The sequence below is a fragment of the Anaerovibrio sp. genome, assembly GCF_045637405.1.
GTDB lineage: Bacteria > Bacillota > Negativicutes > Selenomonadales > Selenomonadaceae > Anaerovibrio.
The window spans coordinates 1-17,732 of record NZ_JAZTZI010000117.1; the positions used below are offsets into that span (position 1 = coordinate 1).

Sequence of the window (17,732 nt, forward strand, 5' to 3'; positions counted from 1 at the left end):
GCCATGCTGTATGTGGTGGTGGAGGAAATAATCCCTGAAATGTCCGAGGGGGAACATTCAAACATAGGCACTATCATGTTCGCCGTAGGCTTTTCGCTGATGATGGTACTGGATACTACTTTAGGATAAATTTGAAAAAGCGATGAATGGAGGCAGGATAATCCTGATAATCAATAAATAATATAAAGGGTATACAGATAAATTGTTTAGTAATTTAAATCAAACTAAATATATGGTATAATATTTATGTTGCTACCCCACCAAACTGGCAACAGGGAGGGGGTGTGTGCTATCGCATTACTAATCTCTTTTATTGTTTCTGTCATGGCGAGTATAGTCGGCTACTATATTTGCAAATGGCTAGATGGAAATAATAGTAGCAACTAGCCTGGGTTAGCTCTTGCCCTAAAAGAGAAGAACCCCTGAAGAGTGGCCGCTCTTCAGGGGTTCGTTTTTGTGTGCTATAGCTACACTAATCTCTTTTGGCTGATTTAAGTATAGCATCGTATATAGTATATTTCAAGCAAAGTTAATGTGATTACTTCACCTTTTCAATTAAATACAGATATGGGGCGGTGGAGTCGTGGTTGGTGAGCTGGCACTTTACCACGGAATACTCGTCCTTTGGCAGCTCCTCCAGAAGAATCATAAGGTGTACGCTTTCTTCCTTGCCAGCGGGATGGCCGGGATATACCATGATGGAAATAACGCCGTTGACCGCCAGCTGTTTCATGGAATTTTCCACTGCTTTGACAGTAACCTTTGGAACAGTGGTAATGGAGTGGTCTCCACCCGGGAGATAGCCTAAATTAAATACCACCAGATCCAGCTTTTCATCTACCACCTGGCTGATATTTTCGTGGCTGTCCAGTACATAGGTAATGCTGTCCTTGAATTCCTCGGTGGTTTTCTTTGTTTTCAGCATGGCCGTGGGCTGCACATCAAAGGCGTAAATATGGGCATCTGGCTTTTTGTGACGGGCAAGATACAATGTGTCCTTGCCGGCACCGGAAGTGGCATCTACAATTACCTTGGCTGTTTCCAGAGATTTTGACCATATACCCTGGGCGATGGTCAGCATATTAACCGCAGTCTGCATAGAGAGTCCCTCCATTAAAATTATTAACCGTTCTTAATAAATTAAAGCATATCTGCCAAATCCAGCAGCAGGCGTTCAGTCTTTTCCCATCCCAGACATGGGTCTGTAATGGATTTGCCGTACACGCCACCATCCACCTTTTGACAGCCGTCTTCTATATAGCTTTCTATCATTAGACCCTTGACAATATTTTTGATATCAGGGTTAAGATTACGGGAATTAATAATATCCTTGGCAATACGTATCTGCTCCAGATATTTCTTGCCGGAGTTGGCGTGGTTGGTGTCCACAACAATGGCAGGATTTTCCAGACCACGTTCCTCATACATCTTTATAACCTTGGTCAGGGTTTCGTAATGGTAGTTTGGCAGGCTGTTTCCTGCGGCATCAACGTATCCACGGAGAATAGAATGGGCGAAAGCATTGCCCTTGGTGCGTACTTCCCAGCCACGGAAAAGGAATTCCTGGGAATGCTGGGCAGCTGCCACGGAGTTCAGCATAACGGACAAATCACCGCTGGTAGGATTTTTTAGGCCCACAGGGATACCAACACCACTGGCAATCATGCGATGGAGCTGGTCCTCGCTGGAACGGGCACCAACTGCTGCATAGCACAAAAGATCGGAAAGGTAGCGGAATACTTCAGGGTAGAGGATTTCCTCTGCACCTGTAAGGCCTGTTTCTTCAATAACACGGACATTTAGCTTGCGGATGGCAATAATACCCTCCAGCATATCCTCCTCGCCCTCCGGGGAAGGCTGGTGCAGCATGCCCTTGTAGCCCACGCCGATGGTACGGGGTTTATTGGTGTACAGTCGGGGTACGATGAAAATCTTGTCCTTGATTTTATCTTGGAGCTTTGCCAAATGGGATACATAATCCACTACTGCATCCTCGTTGTCACTGGAGCACGGTCCGATAATAAGGGCCAGACGATGGTCCTCACCGGAAAAGATATTCTTGATGGTTTCGTCACGCTCCATCTTTATTTCCTTGTATTTTTTTTTGATAGGGTAATCCTCCATCAGACTTTGGGGTGAAGGGAGGACCCTGATGAATTCCATTTCCATGCTCATATTAATCACTCTTTTCTTGCAAAAATTACCAAAAAAATGTCATACGAATATTGTAACATAGAAAAAGAGCTGCGTCCTAATAATATTTTAGGTCACAGCTTTTTTCCAGTAAGGCTTATAACGCCATTGTTCAAATTTTTCTTCTTTAGAAGAAAAATCTTCCAATTAGCGTTTCAACGAGCTGGGAGATATGCTCACCAGCTGTTGTAGTTTGTTTTCCCCCACCTAAAGAGGAAGGGGACATCTTAAAGCTCGTTATAAATTAGAACAATTAGGATGTATCAGAAGTTTTCGGTTACAAAGTTCTGGGCGAAATCCTGGCATTCCTTAAGGCCGTCGTCATCAGGGGTGTTGTTGATCATAACACCTTCCTTGTAGACCTTGGCACCATGCTCCTTGCAGCGCTGATGCCAGTCCTGAAGCCATTCTCCGGAGCCCCAGCCATAGGAGCCAAAGAGTCCTACAGGAATGTTGGCAATTTTATTTTCAGCTTCCTGGAAGAATGGCTCAAATTCAGCCTCCTCCAGGACCTCACACCCCATGGCAGAGCAGCCAAAAAGGAAGCCGTCATAGCCGTCCATTTTGTCAGCACTGAACTGGTCAACGGAAAAAATGTCTGTTTCAGCTCCGGCAGCCTTGGCTCCATCCAGCATGGATTCGGCCATAGCCTTGGTATTTCCCGTACCGGACCAGTAAACAACAGCAATTTTCATAAAATATCAACTCCTATATTAACATTAAAAAATAAGCTAGCTTAAAAATATTATCCGATTTATGCGGCACCCATGACCTCCAAAAGGCTTTCCCCGGCCTTGAGTCGGTCACACATGGCATTGATACAATCGTTGTAGCACTGGAAAAGGTGCTTTTGGGCGGCTTCATTGGTATATACCTTCCAGAAACCGCTGTAGAGGAAATTCTGTCCCTTATTTTCAATGAAGGCCCGAACATCTGCCGGCGGATATCCCAGAAAAATTCCGATTTCATGGGGGAAACCGTTACAATTAGCGATGCGATACTTTAAGTGCTCCAGCAGGGCAGGGAGAGTGTCCTCATTAATTCCCCTTTCCACAGGATAATCAAAGCTTTTTAGAATATCTATAGCCAGGGGGCGACGAAGAAGGCGGGTCAGGAGCTGTGACCTGTAAAAAAACATCAGGGTGTGATTCCTTTGCCGTGAAAGCTGGAGGTATGCTAGACCATGGCACTGGAAGCAGTTGGCGTGGCTTTCCAGAAAATTCCGGAAGGAGTTATCAGAATCAACTGTAAAAGCCACCATGCTGCCACACTTAATTCCCTTAATGGTAGGGGCACAGTGATATGCCAGCTGATGTTCATAATGATTGTAAATTGATTTATTCATGGAAATCACCCCCTTGGCTATTTGATATTCTTTCTCAATTGCAAGGAAAGTATAACATATATGAGAATGGTTATCAATAGCAAAAAGTAAAAATACAAATTATTTTTGGCTTTCCTTGAGATTAAATACAGAAAAAAAGGATTCACCGAGTGAGTGTCGAAGTATACTCTAACATACTATTGATTGTTGCCTTGAAAAATTAATCATGATGTAGAATTAGCTGTAAGCGCAAAGGAGGCTACCTTTGATGCGAAATAATAAATTTTTCTTTTTGCGAATATTAATAACGGCACTTATGATTTTAGTGTTGCTTCCTTCCCATGTGCTGTATGCGGACACGATTCCTGATACCAGAGAGCCGGTTCATGTGGGCGTTGTTTTACAGCCAGGTGTAGTCATGACTACGGATTCAGGTGTATATTACGGCTTTGATGCGGAATTTATGTATAAGATTGCTCAGTATGCCAACCTTAAGCCGATTTTCCATCCATACGATGACATTTTTGAAATGTTCAATGGGCTAGATGATGGGGAAATACAGATGGCCCTGGGTATTTCGCCTAATCCTGAAAGGCTTGAGAGGTTTTTATTTGGCAGCAACGGTTTATTTACCAGCCAGGCAAGCATAAGAGTGCGCGATGATGACCCGCGGTTTAGCTATGGCAATCCCACTGAATATAACGGCAAGACTTTGGGAGTCGTGAAATCATCCATTATGTATGATCGGGCCCTGGAGTGGGCGAATAAGAGCGATATTCATCCAATTTTTAAGACCTACAGTAACGATGATGATCTTCAAAAGGCCATGGATGACGGAGAGCTGGATGGCATTGTGACCTATGGGTCAAAATTAACTAAAAATTATAGGGCTTCTTTTAATATTGCTGCAAATACCTATTATCCTATTTTTTCCAAGAATCAGATGGCCTTGAAAAATAAAGTGGATGCTGCCATGAGCAGGATCCTTTATGAAGATGTCCGCTATCCGGAAAAGCTTTATGACAAATACCGTCATTTCCATTATCAGGATAGTATACCTCTTTCTGCTGAGGAAAAAGAATATATTGTCAATCATCCGGTGCTGAAGGTGGCAGTGCATGGAATGAATCCACCTATTTCCTACGTGGAGAGTAATGGTGATATCCGTGGCGTAGCACCTGATCTGTATAAGCAAATAGCCAAGGAATTAAATTGGCAGGTGAAGTTCGTTGTTTTTAACGACCGTGACGAGATAGCCAGAGCTCTTAAAGAGGGAGAGGTGGACGTTTATGGTGTAACCTCCCAGGATATAATTGGCAGCGAGAATGTTGGCCTGGCTATTACAAAGACCTATTTTACACTAAGTATTTTATGTCTGCGGCGTAGTGATGTGGCAGAAATTCACACGGCTGCTTTTGTGGGGATGGTTCCTCCAAATGTGGAGAATACAATACGGGAAGGCGCACCAGATATGGATTTCGTATCCTTCCCAACCATTGAGGAATGCTATGAGGCCATGAGCTCCCATAAGGTGGATGCTATATACTGCAATATGGCACAGCTGAATTGGCTGACGGTAAAGCACGGTTCTGGAAACTTTACGGTGGAAGGCGTGGATGATCTGGGGATTGAGTTCAGTGGTCAGCTCATGCCGGGTAATTCCGTCCTGAATTCTATTCTCAGCAAGACTGTCCAGGGCGGTAAGATTAATATTACCAATATTTTAAGCAAAAACCTGTATACAGATCAGACCATTGTGGACTATATCCGTTCAATACCTACCAGACTGATACTGATATTGTTCGTACTGTTTGTGTTTATTGTTGCTGTGGTGGGCTACACCATGTATAAATCCCATAAGAGTAGAGTTCTTGCTGAGCTTAATGCCAAGCAGGCCGCTTTGGATGCTTCAGAACAGGCCCGTAAGGCAGAGAGCAGCTTTTTGTCCACCATGAGCCATGATATGCGTACACCTCTAAATGGTATTTTGGGATATACCAGATTGGCCCGTGGATGTAATGATATGAAAGAAATACAGCATTATCTTGAGCGTATTGACAGCTCCAGCAAGCTGATGCTGGCCCTGGTAAATGATGTTCTTGACCTGTCCAAGCTGTCCAGTGGCAAAATGGAGCTTCGTGAGGACAGAATAGTGCCTCAGGAGCTGTTTAATATTATTAAGGACGCCATTACCATGAATGCCAACAATCACCATATTAATTTTAAGGCAGATCTCCATGTGGATGATGGTGTAATAGTATATTCTGACCGTCTTCGTTTGCAGCAATTGGCCATGAATCTTCTAAGCAACGCCGTGAAATATACTCCGGCGGGTGGTCATGTGGTATGGGATGTTCATGTACAGGTAGACGGGGATACGTCCAAACTCGTGGAAATAATTCAGGACGACGGCATCGGTATGAGTGAGGAATTCCAACAGCACATGTTTGAAGTTTTCAGTCAGGAAAATCGTGCAGAGACAGTCAACACCCGAGGTACTGGCCTGGGACTTTCCCTGGTGCATAAGTTCATCAACATGATGGGAGGAACTATCGAGGTAGAAAGCAAGCTGGGTGAAGGTACTACCTTTATTTTCAGCGTGCCTATAAGGACAGTAAAAGAGGATGCTAAGATGGTGGCTGCAGAAGGACAATCTGATGCAAATGCCATAGAGGCAATATCCAAGGAAATATTGCGGGATGTGCCTATTTTATTGGTGGAGGATAACGAAATCAATGTAGAGCTGGCGCAGCTTATGCTGGAAGATTATGGGGCAAATATGATTGATTGTGCCCATAATGGTCGGGAGGCTGTGGAAATCTACAGTGCCAGTGAGCCGGCCCATTATAAGCTGATTCTTATGGATCTAAGAATGCCGGTTATGGACGGACTTACTGCCACCAGAAAGATTCGTATGCTTCATCGTCCTGACGCAGGTATTGTGCCAATAATTGCCATGTCAGCAGATGCCTACGAGGAGGATATTCGCAACTGCAGGGAGGCCGGTATGCAGAATCACATAAGCAAGCCGGTGGATATTAATAGACTTATGAGAGCAATTGTGGATGTGCTTTGATTTTTAAGGGAACATTAGATAATTATGTGATATACTTAATAACTGAAATGGATGTATAGAGATTTCGAGGAGAATATTTATGGATGATATAAGGATGCCGGTCATTTTTTCCGGACATGGAAGCCCCATGACAGCTCTGGATTTGAATGACATTACCGCAGGGATGCGGGCTGTAGGGGAATCTGTTCTTCGAATATTTGGCAAGCCCAAGGCAATATTGGCAATTTCGGCTCATTGGTTTACAGAGGGAACCTATATTCAGAGTGCCCCTCAGCCAAAGCAGGAATACGATTTTCAGGGGTTCCCGGAGGAGCTTTTACAGGTTGCCTATCCCGTAACGGGATGTGGGGATTTGACGCAGCGGGTACTGGAGCTGTTGGGGGACAAGGTATCTGTTAATGATGAATGGGGCATTGACCACGGGACCTGGTCTGTTCTGGTTCACATGTTTCCCAAGGCAGATGTTCCCGTGGTACAGTTGTCTGTAAATAAAAATTTTACGGCCCAGGACTGCTATGATTTGGGCAAAGCCCTTGCCCAGCTTCGCAGCGAAGGGTATCTCATTTTTGGCAGCGGAAATGTTGTATATGATCCTGAAAAAGTCGGCTATACAGCTGATAAAGCGGCCCTTAGAAACCGTGAGGGCACCCAGGAGGCTATTGCCTTTAATAATTACATTTGCCGTGCTGTTGAGTATCACCATGAGGATAGGGCTCTTAATTGGGAGATTGGCCCAAATTCAGAATATGCAGTTCCAACGGTTGACCATTATTGGCCGTTGCTCTATGCCCTTGGGGCGGCAGACGGCGATGACGGGGTGGCTGTAAACAGGGTATTTACCATGGGCTCTGTGGCAATGACCATGTTTGCTTTTGGCATGTTCCCGAAGCAGTAAGAAAAAATAACGGAACAATGGAGAGAGACACCTTAAAAGGGATGGGGTTATATATGAAAAAATGTGAGCTCCTGCTTTTGGCCGTTTCCATGGCGTGGGGAGGTCTTTGCCTTTCCCTGGGGACGAACCATGTAATGGCGGCAGAAGCATTGGATAAGTCAGAAACGGTGGAAATGGAGGAAAACACCTATGCCGTTTCTGATACGGCATATCTGAATCTTGATTGGCTGGCCGGGGCCGGCAATGAGGATGCAGTCACCATTTTGAAGCTAATCGGCAATCGGACTATTGCTGTGGACAGCAGCTTGCCGGATTATAAGCGCATAAACAACATGAATCAGACCCTTCGGCGGATAAACTATGATGCCCTTAATATTTATTGTCTGTCTAATGGCTATACAGAGATAATGGAGCTGGGCTGTGGCTATTCCCCAAGGGGAATTTATATGTGTGAGCAGGGAAAAAACTACACGGGCTGTGATTTTGCCTCGGTGGTAAGGGACATGAGAAAGCTCACTTCCTATCTGACTCCCCAGGAGAAGAAATTCCTTCATTACAAGATGGCTGGGGTAACCAGCGCAGCGGAAATGCAGCAGGCTGCCCAGGATATTAAGGCCCCTATGTGCATGGTTTCAGAGGGACTGTGGATGTTTTTGAGTAACGGGGAAAAGAAGAGGGCCCTTGAAAATATCAAAAAACTTTTGGATGCCAAGGGCGGTTGTCTTATTACCACGGATTTCAGCTTTAAGGAGTATGGCTGGAATGTGGCGGAGGCCCTGTATCCGGGACATGGGGACGCCATAATGGATGAAACCATGGAGCTTTATGATGTGGTTTCCAGGGATGACATAGGAAATAATCTCTTTAAGAGCCCCGAGGAGGCCGAGAAGCTTATTAACTCCTGCGGCCTTCAGGTGAAGCGTGTACCCCTGATTTATGGGAACTACGAAATGGATCCGCATAATTGTCTTTCCGACGACCAGGAGCATCAGCTGCTGAATGTGCTGTCAGAGCATTACTTGTGGGTGATAACTTCAGACAGCAAACGACCATAGATGAAATATTTAATTTAAAATAGCTAAAAAACCAAGGCAAGGTCCAATAATGGGGTCTTGCCTTTAAAATGTATTAAAAACTATTAAATTTTTGTTATAGGACTTATGCTTTGGCGGTAAAAATACGATTATAAGGTCAAATAAAGCACATACAAGTAGTTATGCTTTACAAATGGGATTGTATAATTACTTCAGTGCACAAAAGCGGCGAGTAATCCCCTAAGAAGATGCTGTTTACGGGCGGCACCCTCTTAGGGGATTACCAATTTTAGGGTTTTTCCTTTTTGATTTTCGAAAATCGGCTGTTTGTCCTATATATTTGCTAGTAAATAAAGAGGGTTGATGTTAATATTAAATGGGAGATTTCGATAAAATTATTAGAAAGGATTCAAAGTTTAGAGAAGGAGTCTCTGTGTCATGGATATTATTTCGACTACTTCCAAGCCTCGATTCCGTGTGGGGAATGTAAGCTCCACCATGATGGAGGAACTTAGGAAGATATATGGCAATAATATAAAGGATATTGTGACTGTGGATGAGGAGGAGTTGAAGGTCCTAAATGAAAAGGGTCAGCACTCCAGAGCTGCTGTTCAGGCCATTTTCAGGGTAGGGGGCAGAATCGCTCCTGTGTCTTATTTGGGCTTTCTTCGTGATGAGGTTATGAGTGACCCTTATCTAAGGACCAATTATTATTTCGGCAACGGCAAGCTGTGGCGGATCATTCTGAATTCCAATACTATCCAGCCCGTGTTCAGGGCGGCGGATTCCTTGGACCCAAATGATTTGATGGATACCATGCACCGTATTGCCGAAGCAGACCGTCGGCGTCCCTTCGACTTGCGTAAGGGCAAGCTGCTGCGCATATACATTTTCCGCATCAGTAATGAGGAGTATATGTTCCTGCTGAGCTGGCCATTGCTTATAGACAAGCACTGGACCCCTCACAATTTGTTCCATCATCCTATGATTACCTACAGCAGAATGGAAGAATTCAGTATTGCCGAGACCGTCACCATGGAAGCTAATGAGCTGGAGTACAATGTGGGCCTTCTCAGCGAAACCCCGCTTCTGCTTAGCTTGAATAAAACCCAGATTCGTTCCCTTTTGGATTCCTGTTGGGTGACTTCCTACCAAAAGGATGACGTTATCCTCAATGAAAACGTGAACCAGACGGCCATGCTGGTGCTGCTGACAGGCAGGGTGGCCCGTTTCAGCAAGGGGGATGACGAGTGGATGAAGCCCCTGGATGAGGTGGAGGAGGGCCAGCTTCTAAATCCGCAGGTGGTGCTGGGGGTACCGTCCTCATTTTTGCTGGAGGCTGTGGAAGAATGTCAGATTTTGCACATTCCGAGAATGCAGTTCAAGCATTTGCTGCAAAACCACAACGATGTGGGCTGGCAGGCCTTCAAGGCTATTACCAGGGAGCTGGACCATTATCAGAAGTGCTGGACCAAGATTCAGGATAGCGTTAAGGATAAAGAGATTGACCCGGGAAATAGTGAATATCAGGAAGAAAAAAAGGATAATGCAGTTTGACACCCGTTGTGTTGATGGAGAAGCTCCCCATAGAGGAGATAATCGGCACCAGCGGGTGTTTTGTCGGGAAAGCGGGTGTGATATATGACAAAATCGGCAATTAAGGTTTTTTTGAGACTGTGCCTGATTTTATTGGGATGTTTTATAACGGCAATGGGATTCAACCTTTTCCTTATACCGGCACATCTTCTCACAGGTGGTATCAGTGGTATATCAATGATCGTGTACTATCTGACGGGATTGCCGGTGGGTGCCCAGAATCTGGTGTACAATCTGCCAATTTTATATTTGGCCTATAGAATTTTCGGCAAGCGGTATTTCATGGATACCATAATCGGTACGGTGGCGTTTTCCCTCATCCTTGATGCTACGGCCTTTGTTATCGATTGGAGGGTGTGTGCCAATCCTATATTAAATGCAGTATTCGGCGGCGTATTAAGCGGTATCGGCTTCGGCCTGGTGTTCCGTGCCAATGCCAATACCGGAGGCCTTGATGTACTGGGAGCAGTTATAAAGAAGTTTTACTCTGTGGATTTGGGTACAGCGGTGGCGGTATTGAACTTTGCCATTGTGTCAGCCTCTGCATTTATGTTTGAGCTGGAGGAGGCCCTGTTGTCGTTTGCAGGAATATATGTAACTGCTGAGCTTACAAACCGTGTGGTGGCAGGCTTTAACAGGGAAAAATCCATTGTGATTATTTCCCCAAAGTCCAGTGAAATTTGTGATGAAATAATGTCCGGAATCCATCGCGGGGTTACATACATCAACGGTCGGGGCGGCATGTCCGGGGCGAGCTGTGATGTTCTCTTCACAGTGGTGCGCCTTACTCAGGTGGCTCAGGTGAAAGCTATAGTGGAGCATTATGACCCACAGGCCTTCATGATAGTTTCTGATACCTCCGAGGTAAGTGGCAGGGGCTTTACCATGGAGTGTGAAAGCTATGAGGAAGCCTGTAAAAAATGGTCTCATAACATTTAATTTTTAAATTTATACTTAATTAAAGCGTGTAGAACCCGGATCTGATTATGGGTCCGGATTTTTTGCGTTAAAAAATAATTTGACAAATATATTCAAAAAACGTAATATATGGATATACAAAAAATAAACGAATTGCTGTGGCACTGTTATTTATGGAGGCGGGAATATGATTGAAGATATGAAGGCACTGGAGGAGCAGGCGGAATTGTTAAAGGTTATCGCTCATCCGGTCAGGTTGTGTATTGTACGTGGTTTGTGGCGTAGCGGTGGCTGCAATGTGACCCACATGCAGTGCTGTATGGAGGTGCCTCAGTCCACCGTGTCCCAGCATCTGGGTAAATTACGTCAGGCTGGTATCATCGAGGGAGAGCGAAATGGTTTGGAGATTACGTATAGACTGAAGGATGAAAGGATTAAAGCAATCTTATCCTGTTTATTTTCGTAATAATTTATTTTTAAGCTGTTAAGAATGTTGAAATTTTTAGGAGTGAACTGGTATGAAAAAGTATTTAATCGTTGGTGGTGTGGCCGGCGGTGCTACTGCAGCTGCCAGGCTTCGCCGTCTTGAAGAAGATGCAGAGATAATAATGTTCGAGCGGGGCGGGGAGGTCTCCTTTGCCAATTGTGGATTGCCTTATTATGTAGGTGGCACCATTAAGCATAGGGACGACTTGTTTGTTATGGATCCAGCTGGATTTAAGAAGTTATTTAATATAGATGTGCGGATTTACAGTGAAGTTGTTTCCGTAAATCCTGAAAGTAAAACGGTGCAGGTGAGATTTGGTGATACCCAATATGAGGAGCACTATGATGCCTTGCTGCTGGCCCCGGGTGCTAAGCCTCTAACTCCTGGGATTCCGGGTATTGAGCATAAAAATATCGTTACCCTTAGGAATGTTCCGGATGCAGATATACTCCATAGGCTGAGCCAGGACTATCCTTCCGGCAGGGCCGTGGTGGTTGGCGGTGGCTTTGTGGGCATTGAGTCTGCAGAGAATATAAGACAGCAGGGGCTGGAGGTCACTGTTGTGGAGGCAGCACCTCATATTTTGGCGCCATTTGATACAGATATGGTGGTGCAGGCGGAAAATGAACTGCGAAGCAATGGGGTAAATCTGAAGCTGGGTGACGGTGTGAAGGAATTTCATCACGAACCAGATGACAGTATTAAGGTGGAGCTTTCCTCCGGGGAAATGCTGGCGGCAGATTTCGTGGTGCTGTCTATAGGCGTGCGCCCGGATACGGGTTTTTTGCAGGACAGCGGTATTGCCTTGAATGACAGGGGATATATAGTTGTAAATGAATATATGCAGACCAATTTCAAGGAGGTCTATGCTGTTGGTGATGCGGTACAGACCTATAACGGGCAGACCGGTGAAGCTGGTGCCCTGGCTTTGGCAGGACCTGCTAACAGTCAGGGGCGGCTGGCAGCTGATAATATAAACGGTGCTCAGCGGAAATATCGTGGCTTTGTAGGCAGCTCTGTTTTGAAGGTATTTGGCCTCACTGCGGCCTCCACCGGCATGAATGAAAGAGCTCTTCAGAGACAGGGCTTAGTGTACGGCAGGGATTACAGATTTACTGTTACCTTCCCGGCAGATCACGCCACCTATTATCCGGGAGCCAAAAATTTCACCCTGAAAATGATCTTTCGCATGAAGGACGGTAAGGTGATGGGAGCCCAGGCCATTGGTTCAAAGGGTGTAGATAAGCGCATTGATGTAATCGCATCTGTTATCCGCTTTAGTGGTACGGTGCAGGATTTGATGGATTTGGAGCTTTGCTATGCACCACCATTTTCTTCAGCCAAGGACCCTGTAAATATGGCAGGCTACTACGCTGATAATATCCTTCGGGGGCTGACGAATCCGCTTCTGCCGGAGGAATTGGAGGCTGAGCTGGATAAGGGGGCGCTTCTTATTGATGTGAGAAGCCCTGAAATGTTTGGAGCAGGCCATATAAAGGGCGCTGTAAATATTCCGGCTCCTAAGCTGAGAAACCAGCTGGATCAGTTGGATAAAGATTGCCCTATTATAGTTAGCTGCCGGGTGGGAATCAACGGCTATTATATGGAAAGAATGCTTACACAACACGGGTTTACAGTGCGTAATCTGATGGGTGGCTTCTCCTATGCCAGATGGTTTGGCTTGGATATACAGAACTGAGCAGGAGGATGATTTTTAATTATGGGGAAATTATCACCACGTCATGCGGTGGTGGATAGCAATGTGTGTGTGGCTTGTGGAACCTGTGCGGATGTTTGTCCCACTGGGGCTATGAAAATAGTCAGCGGAGTCTTTGCCAAGCCTATAGAGGAAAAATGCGTTGGCTGCGGAATGTGTGCTAAGGAGTGTCCGGCATCGGCCATTAGGGTGGAGGTGCGGTCATGAAGCAGCAGCGTCATTGGTTTCATTATCTTTGGATATGGTCCATAATTTATTTTTCTTTGGGATTTGTGAACATTTTATTTGCATGGCTGGGGCTTATCAGCTTCTGTTTGCCGCTGATTTTTGCCATTGGGGGCGGCAATAAGCTGTTTTGTAACCGCTACTGTGATAGAGGTCAGTTTTTGCGGGTAATTGGCAGTCAGGTAGGTCTATCCCTCCGCCGGGAAATGCCGGAGTGGATGAAGGGCAAGGCCTTCAGATATGGCTTTATGGTTTTCTTCTTCGCCATGTTCTTCAATATCATCTATGTTTCCTGGCTGGTGGGCAGTGAAATCCAGGGGCTTCAGGAGGCAGTAACTGTATTGTGGACCTTCCAGCTGCCATGGAACTGGACCTATTCTGTGGGAATTACACTATGGGTGGCCCAGTTTGCCTTCGGTCTATATAGCCTGATGCTTACCTCTGAGATAATAGCCATCGTGGCAATGCTTATCTATAAGCCCAGAAGCTGGTGTGTGTTCTGCCCAATGGGCACCCTGACCCAGACCATTTGCAAGGCAAAGTATGTGTCAGCTAAATAATAGATTCAAATAAATGTTTTTTTAAGGGTTAAATAACGTTAAAAAATAATAAAAATTAAAGGCACCCTACCATATATGATGATATATAGCAGGGTGCCTTTTTAATATCATAACGCGATTTACATCAGCATCTTTGAGTATTTTTCTGCGTCCCGTTTTACGTGCTTTATAACAATAATTTGGAAAAATGTGGTAAAAATGAGGCAGCCCAAACCGACCAATATCCACATTCCTGCTCTGTAATCATCGATGTCATTAATAAATAAAGCGGGATGTAAGGGCAATTCCTAATGCAAATGCCAGCGTTAGTATAGTGGCAAGTACGCCTAAAAATATTGGTACAAAAGCCTGCTTTTTATTAATGGACGTATCACATTCCCATTTAAGCATTCTTTTATAACGAGCTTTAAGATGTCCCCCACCTCTTTAGGTGGGGGAAAACAAACTACAACAGCTGGTGAGCATATCTCCCTGCTCGTTGAAACGCTAATTGGAATATTTTTCTTCTAAAGAAGAAAAATTTGAACAATGGCGTTATAAACTATTCCCAATATGATAGCGGTTAAAACCAACTGAATGATCATCATGTTAGACGCCCCCTTTGGAGTAATATTTTATCACTATTTATATCCATTTAGACCACCAAATGTTATTGGTTTAAAAAAATAATTATCCGGGAAAATGTAGAAGGAATTTTTCACAATAAGTGGAATAATGATTTTATATAGTTTGGGTATAATTATATAGTAGAAAATAATTAGGAGGATTTCGTGATGAAAAAGAAGATTATCGGCTTATTATCCGTATTAACCATAGGAACTTTCTGCATTAGCACGGCCAGTGCAGCTGAAAAAATGGTTGGAATGCCAAACCCTATGGTGTCTTATAATACTGTGGCAGAGGCAAAGGCAGAAGCTGGTTTTCAGCCTTTATACCTTCCATCCATCAGTGGCTATCATGTAAATCAGGTCTGGGTCATTGGCGGTGATGTCATTGACATAGAGTATTGTTCAGATAGTCAGCCAGTGGGCAAATTCCGCCTTCGCACAGCCCGTTGCACAGAGCTGACGAATGACAATATCAGCGGCATATATGGAGCTACCTGGAACAAGGAAAAAATCAATGGTTTGTCTGTAGCTATAGCGGAGATTTATTACGAGAAGGATATGCCGATTGACTATGCTGCCCATTGGAGCCATAATAATATGCTGTTTTCTGTAAGCGGAGAGAAGCTGACCTATAGGGAGTTCTGGCGGTTATTGGAGCATGGCCTGGTGGAGCTTAGCCAGAATTATTTTTAAGATAGTATATGTTTAGGTATTCCTTTGGAGAATGAGGGGAGAGGGAAAATGAAGTTTGATTTTGATGAAATAGTGGATCGGCAGAATACCAATGCACTGAATACTGATGGCTTTAGGGGCTATATTTTCCATGCGGGGCCCGAGAAGGTTTTTCCATATAAGGACGAAGATTTTGTGCGGATGTGGGTGGCAGATATGGAATTTGCTACGCCTCAGCCTATTATTGATGCTGTAAAATTGCGTCTGGACCGCCGTATTATGGGCTATACCATGATGTTTAAGGATGATTATTACAATGCTTTTTCAGCCTGGTGTAATAAAATGTATGATTGGAGCTTCCCAAAGGAGGAGCTGACCTTTTCAGCAGGGGTGATTCCTGCCTTGTATCAGCTTATAGAACTGTTGGTGGCAAAGGATGAAAAGGTTATTATTCATACACCTGCCTATGGATATTTTCAGCACGCAGCGGAATACAATGGTGTAGAATATATTAAGGCACCGCTCTTGAAGGAGCATGGGGAATTCAATATTGATTTTGATGACCTTGAGAAAATTGCCGCTGATCCAAAGGTGAAGCTGCTTATTTGGTGCAATCCTCACAATCCATCGGGGCGGGTATGGACTGAGGCTGAATTGAAGCATGTAGCGGAAATAGTGGAGAAAAATGATTTGTGGATTATTTCCGATGAAATTCATTGTGATCTGTTGCGTACAGGGGTGAAGCATATTCCTACCGCCAAGGTTATGCCGGATTATAAAAGGTTAATTACCTGTATGTCCGCCAGCAAGACCTTTAATATGGCAGGGTTGATGTTTTCCAATATTATTATCCGTGATAAGAAGCTGCGCCATGATTTTAAAGGGCGGGACAAGAATATCGGTATGCTGAACCCTCTCTCTATTGCGGCCCATCAGGCTGCCTATATGCATTGCGGAGAGTGGCTGAAGGAGCTTAAGGAATATCTGGATGGCAACTTTAGATATGTGGATAATTTCCTAAAGGATAAGCTGCCAGAAGCGGTATTTAAAATACCTGATGCTACATATTTAGCATGGGTGGATATGGGGAAATGTCTGCCGGGAGTGGAAAAATTGTCGGATTTCTTTGCCAATAAAGCTGGAGTGCTCCTGGAAGGTGGCGACGACCTTTTTGTAGGAAATGCCAAGGGCTATATCCGCCTTAACCTGGCTATGCCACGGGCAATAATCGCCAAGGGCCTTGATAGAATGTATGAGGCTATCTGTGACTACCGCTCTTAAGGGAAAAGGCAAATAATTAGCATAATAAAAAGGCTTTTGCAGTGCTGCGGGATTTGATCCTACAGCAGGCAAAGGCCTTATTTTTGTGGGTCGGTATTTAGCTTTATTTGAGTGTTAAGATATTATTCAGATAAAATGAAAAAGGGAGCCACGTCTCGTTAGAAACATGACTCCCAAGGTCCCATTTACACATCGTGCGCCTGGGCTCGTTTGAATAAATGCTATCATGTTTCCTGCATTTATGTCAATAAAAATAATATTTAACTCATATTGTTCCTTTTGCAAATTAAGAGAGAACTGATGACAATAATAAATTTGAATAATATGTAAACATTACGTATTATATAAAAATAAAAATTGAATATACATAATAAATATATGTTGTTGTTAATTATATATTAATTTTATTCAGAGTGCAATTTAAATCCAATAAAATGCTTGCCACCTTGCTATAGTATTAATAAAAACGGTGGAAATTCACGAATAGTATCAGAAGCTATGTTCACCATTTTGCCGAAGTCGGCAAAATGAAAAAAATTGGACACCATGCGGAGAGAGCAATGCAATATTGAAAACTAAAAAGGCTTTTGCGGTGCTGGGGGAGTTGATCCTGCAGCAGGCAAAGGCCTTATTTTTGTGCGCCTGTATTAAGTTTAATAATAGCATCGATGATGTCCTTGGACTTTTCATCTAGGTTAGGATATACACGGATAATAGCTTCCAGACGCTGGTCAAGTTGTGGGACATCTTGTGGTGTGGTATTCGCATCATGGGTGGGGATAAAGTAATCAATCGGAACAGATAAGGCCATAGACAGCTCATGCAAGTCTTCAGAAACAATACCAGTGGTATATCCCCGTTCCCAATTGGAAATAACCTGCGATGATTTATGTATTTTTTGCCCAAGCTCGACCTGTGTCAGGTCCAGTTCTTTACGTCGTTTCCTAATCTTATAGCCAATATCCATGATGGTTACCACCTCAATGGATATTATACCGAAAACAAATAAGGGCAAGAGTAACGGCATTTTAGAATAATCTAAAAAAACAGTTGAAAAATAACTGGAAAAAGCGTCATTTGAGAAAATATTAAGTAAAGAATTCTTAATATTTGCAGGAAAAAGAAAATTAATCAAGAATATAACAA

Annotated in this window: 16 protein-coding genes and 1 pseudogene; 12 read left to right on the forward strand and 5 right to left on the reverse strand. The window is 44.0% G+C overall.

The genetic code is table 11. From position 1 onward, the window contains the following. Positions 1–129 (forward strand): annotated as a pseudogene (locus ACKI5G_RS08205) (ZIP family metal transporter); the annotation flags it as partial. A gap of 409 nt (positions 130–538) precedes the next feature. On the opposite strand, the gene ACKI5G_RS08210 reads toward ACKI5G_RS08205, so the two are convergent. From ACKI5G_RS08210 to ACKI5G_RS08225, 4 genes are all read right to left on the reverse strand, one after another. Further along, the gene (locus ACKI5G_RS08210) at positions 539–1,099 is read right to left on the reverse strand and encodes a tRNA (mnm(5)s(2)U34)-methyltransferase (protein WP_407399343.1); all 561 of its coding nucleotides are present in this window, start codon (positions 1,097–1,099) and stop codon (positions 539–541) included. Positions 1,100–1,140: 41 nt separating this feature from the next. Next, the gene (locus tag ACKI5G_RS08215) at positions 1,141–2,175 is read right to left on the reverse strand and encodes a 3-deoxy-7-phosphoheptulonate synthase (RefSeq protein ID WP_407399345.1); all 1,035 of its coding nucleotides are present in this window, start codon (positions 2,173–2,175) and stop codon (positions 1,141–1,143) included. Positions 2,176–2,456: 281 nt separating this feature from the next. Beyond that, the gene (locus ACKI5G_RS08220) at positions 2,457–2,888 is read right to left on the reverse strand and encodes a flavodoxin (protein WP_407399347.1); all 432 of its coding nucleotides are present in this window, start codon (positions 2,886–2,888) and stop codon (positions 2,457–2,459) included. A gap of 59 nt (positions 2,889–2,947) precedes the next feature. Next, a complete protein-coding gene (locus ACKI5G_RS08225; RefSeq protein WP_407399349.1) occupies positions 2,948–3,538 on the reverse strand; it encodes a DUF3793 family protein in 591 nt (196 codons plus the stop codon). A 247-nt stretch (positions 3,539–3,785) separates the two neighbouring features. Between ACKI5G_RS08225 and ACKI5G_RS08230 the strand changes: the two genes are divergently transcribed. From ACKI5G_RS08230 to ACKI5G_RS08280, 11 genes are all read left to right on the forward strand, one after another. Beyond that, positions 3,786–6,593: an ATP-binding protein gene (locus ACKI5G_RS08230; RefSeq protein WP_407399351.1), complete on the forward strand. Its 2,808-nt coding sequence runs from the start codon at positions 3,786–3,788 to the stop codon at positions 6,591–6,593. A 79-nt stretch (positions 6,594–6,672) separates the two neighbouring features. Then, a complete protein-coding gene (locus tag ACKI5G_RS08235; RefSeq protein ID WP_407399353.1) occupies positions 6,673–7,488 on the forward strand; it encodes a dioxygenase in 816 nt (271 codons plus the stop codon). A 53-nt stretch (positions 7,489–7,541) separates the two neighbouring features. Continuing rightward, positions 7,542–8,543, forward strand: a complete 1,002-nt coding sequence (locus ACKI5G_RS08240) for a hypothetical protein (RefSeq protein WP_407399355.1) — start codon at positions 7,542–7,544, stop codon at positions 8,541–8,543. A 417-nt stretch (positions 8,544–8,960) separates the two neighbouring features. Continuing rightward, positions 8,961–10,079 (forward strand): cyclic nucleotide-binding domain-containing protein, encoded by a 1,119-nt coding sequence (locus ACKI5G_RS08245; RefSeq protein WP_407399357.1) that lies wholly within the window; start codon positions 8,961–8,963, stop codon positions 10,077–10,079. 84 nt (positions 10,080–10,163) lie between these two features. Continuing rightward, the gene (locus tag ACKI5G_RS08250) at positions 10,164–11,057 is read left to right on the forward strand and encodes a YitT family protein (RefSeq protein ID WP_407399359.1); all 894 of its coding nucleotides are present in this window, start codon (positions 10,164–10,166) and stop codon (positions 11,055–11,057) included. 166 nt (positions 11,058–11,223) lie between these two features. Next, complete coding sequence (locus tag ACKI5G_RS08255; RefSeq protein WP_407399361.1) at positions 11,224–11,502, forward strand: ArsR/SmtB family transcription factor; 279 nt, start codon at positions 11,224–11,226, stop codon at positions 11,500–11,502. Positions 11,503–11,554: 52 nt separating this feature from the next. Beyond that, entirely contained in the window at positions 11,555–13,222 is a 1,668-nt protein-coding gene (locus tag ACKI5G_RS08260; protein WP_407399363.1) for an FAD-dependent oxidoreductase, read from the forward strand. A 21-nt stretch (positions 13,223–13,243) separates the two neighbouring features. Then, positions 13,244–13,447, forward strand: coding sequence for a 4Fe-4S binding protein (locus tag ACKI5G_RS08265; RefSeq protein ID WP_407399365.1), 204 nt, complete (start codon positions 13,244–13,246; stop codon positions 13,445–13,447). Then, positions 13,444–14,025, forward strand: a complete 582-nt coding sequence (locus tag ACKI5G_RS08270; protein ID WP_407399367.1) for a 4Fe-4S binding protein — start codon at positions 13,444–13,446, stop codon at positions 14,023–14,025. The genes ACKI5G_RS08265 and ACKI5G_RS08270 overlap by 4 nt, the downstream gene beginning before the upstream one ends. Before the next feature lie 773 nt (positions 14,026–14,798). Next, positions 14,799–15,326, forward strand: coding sequence for a hypothetical protein (locus ACKI5G_RS08275; protein ID WP_407399369.1), 528 nt, complete (start codon positions 14,799–14,801; stop codon positions 15,324–15,326). Positions 15,327–15,374: 48 nt separating this feature from the next. Continuing rightward, complete coding sequence (locus tag ACKI5G_RS08280) at positions 15,375–16,586, forward strand: MalY/PatB family protein (RefSeq protein WP_407399370.1); 1,212 nt, start codon at positions 15,375–15,377, stop codon at positions 16,584–16,586. 628 nt (positions 16,587–17,214) lie between these two features. Here the strand turns inward: ACKI5G_RS08280 and ACKI5G_RS08285 are convergent. Continuing rightward, a complete protein-coding gene (locus ACKI5G_RS08285; protein WP_407399372.1) occupies positions 17,215–17,553 on the reverse strand; it encodes a helix-turn-helix domain-containing protein in 339 nt (112 codons plus the stop codon). Positions 17,554–17,732 lie beyond the last annotated feature (179 nt).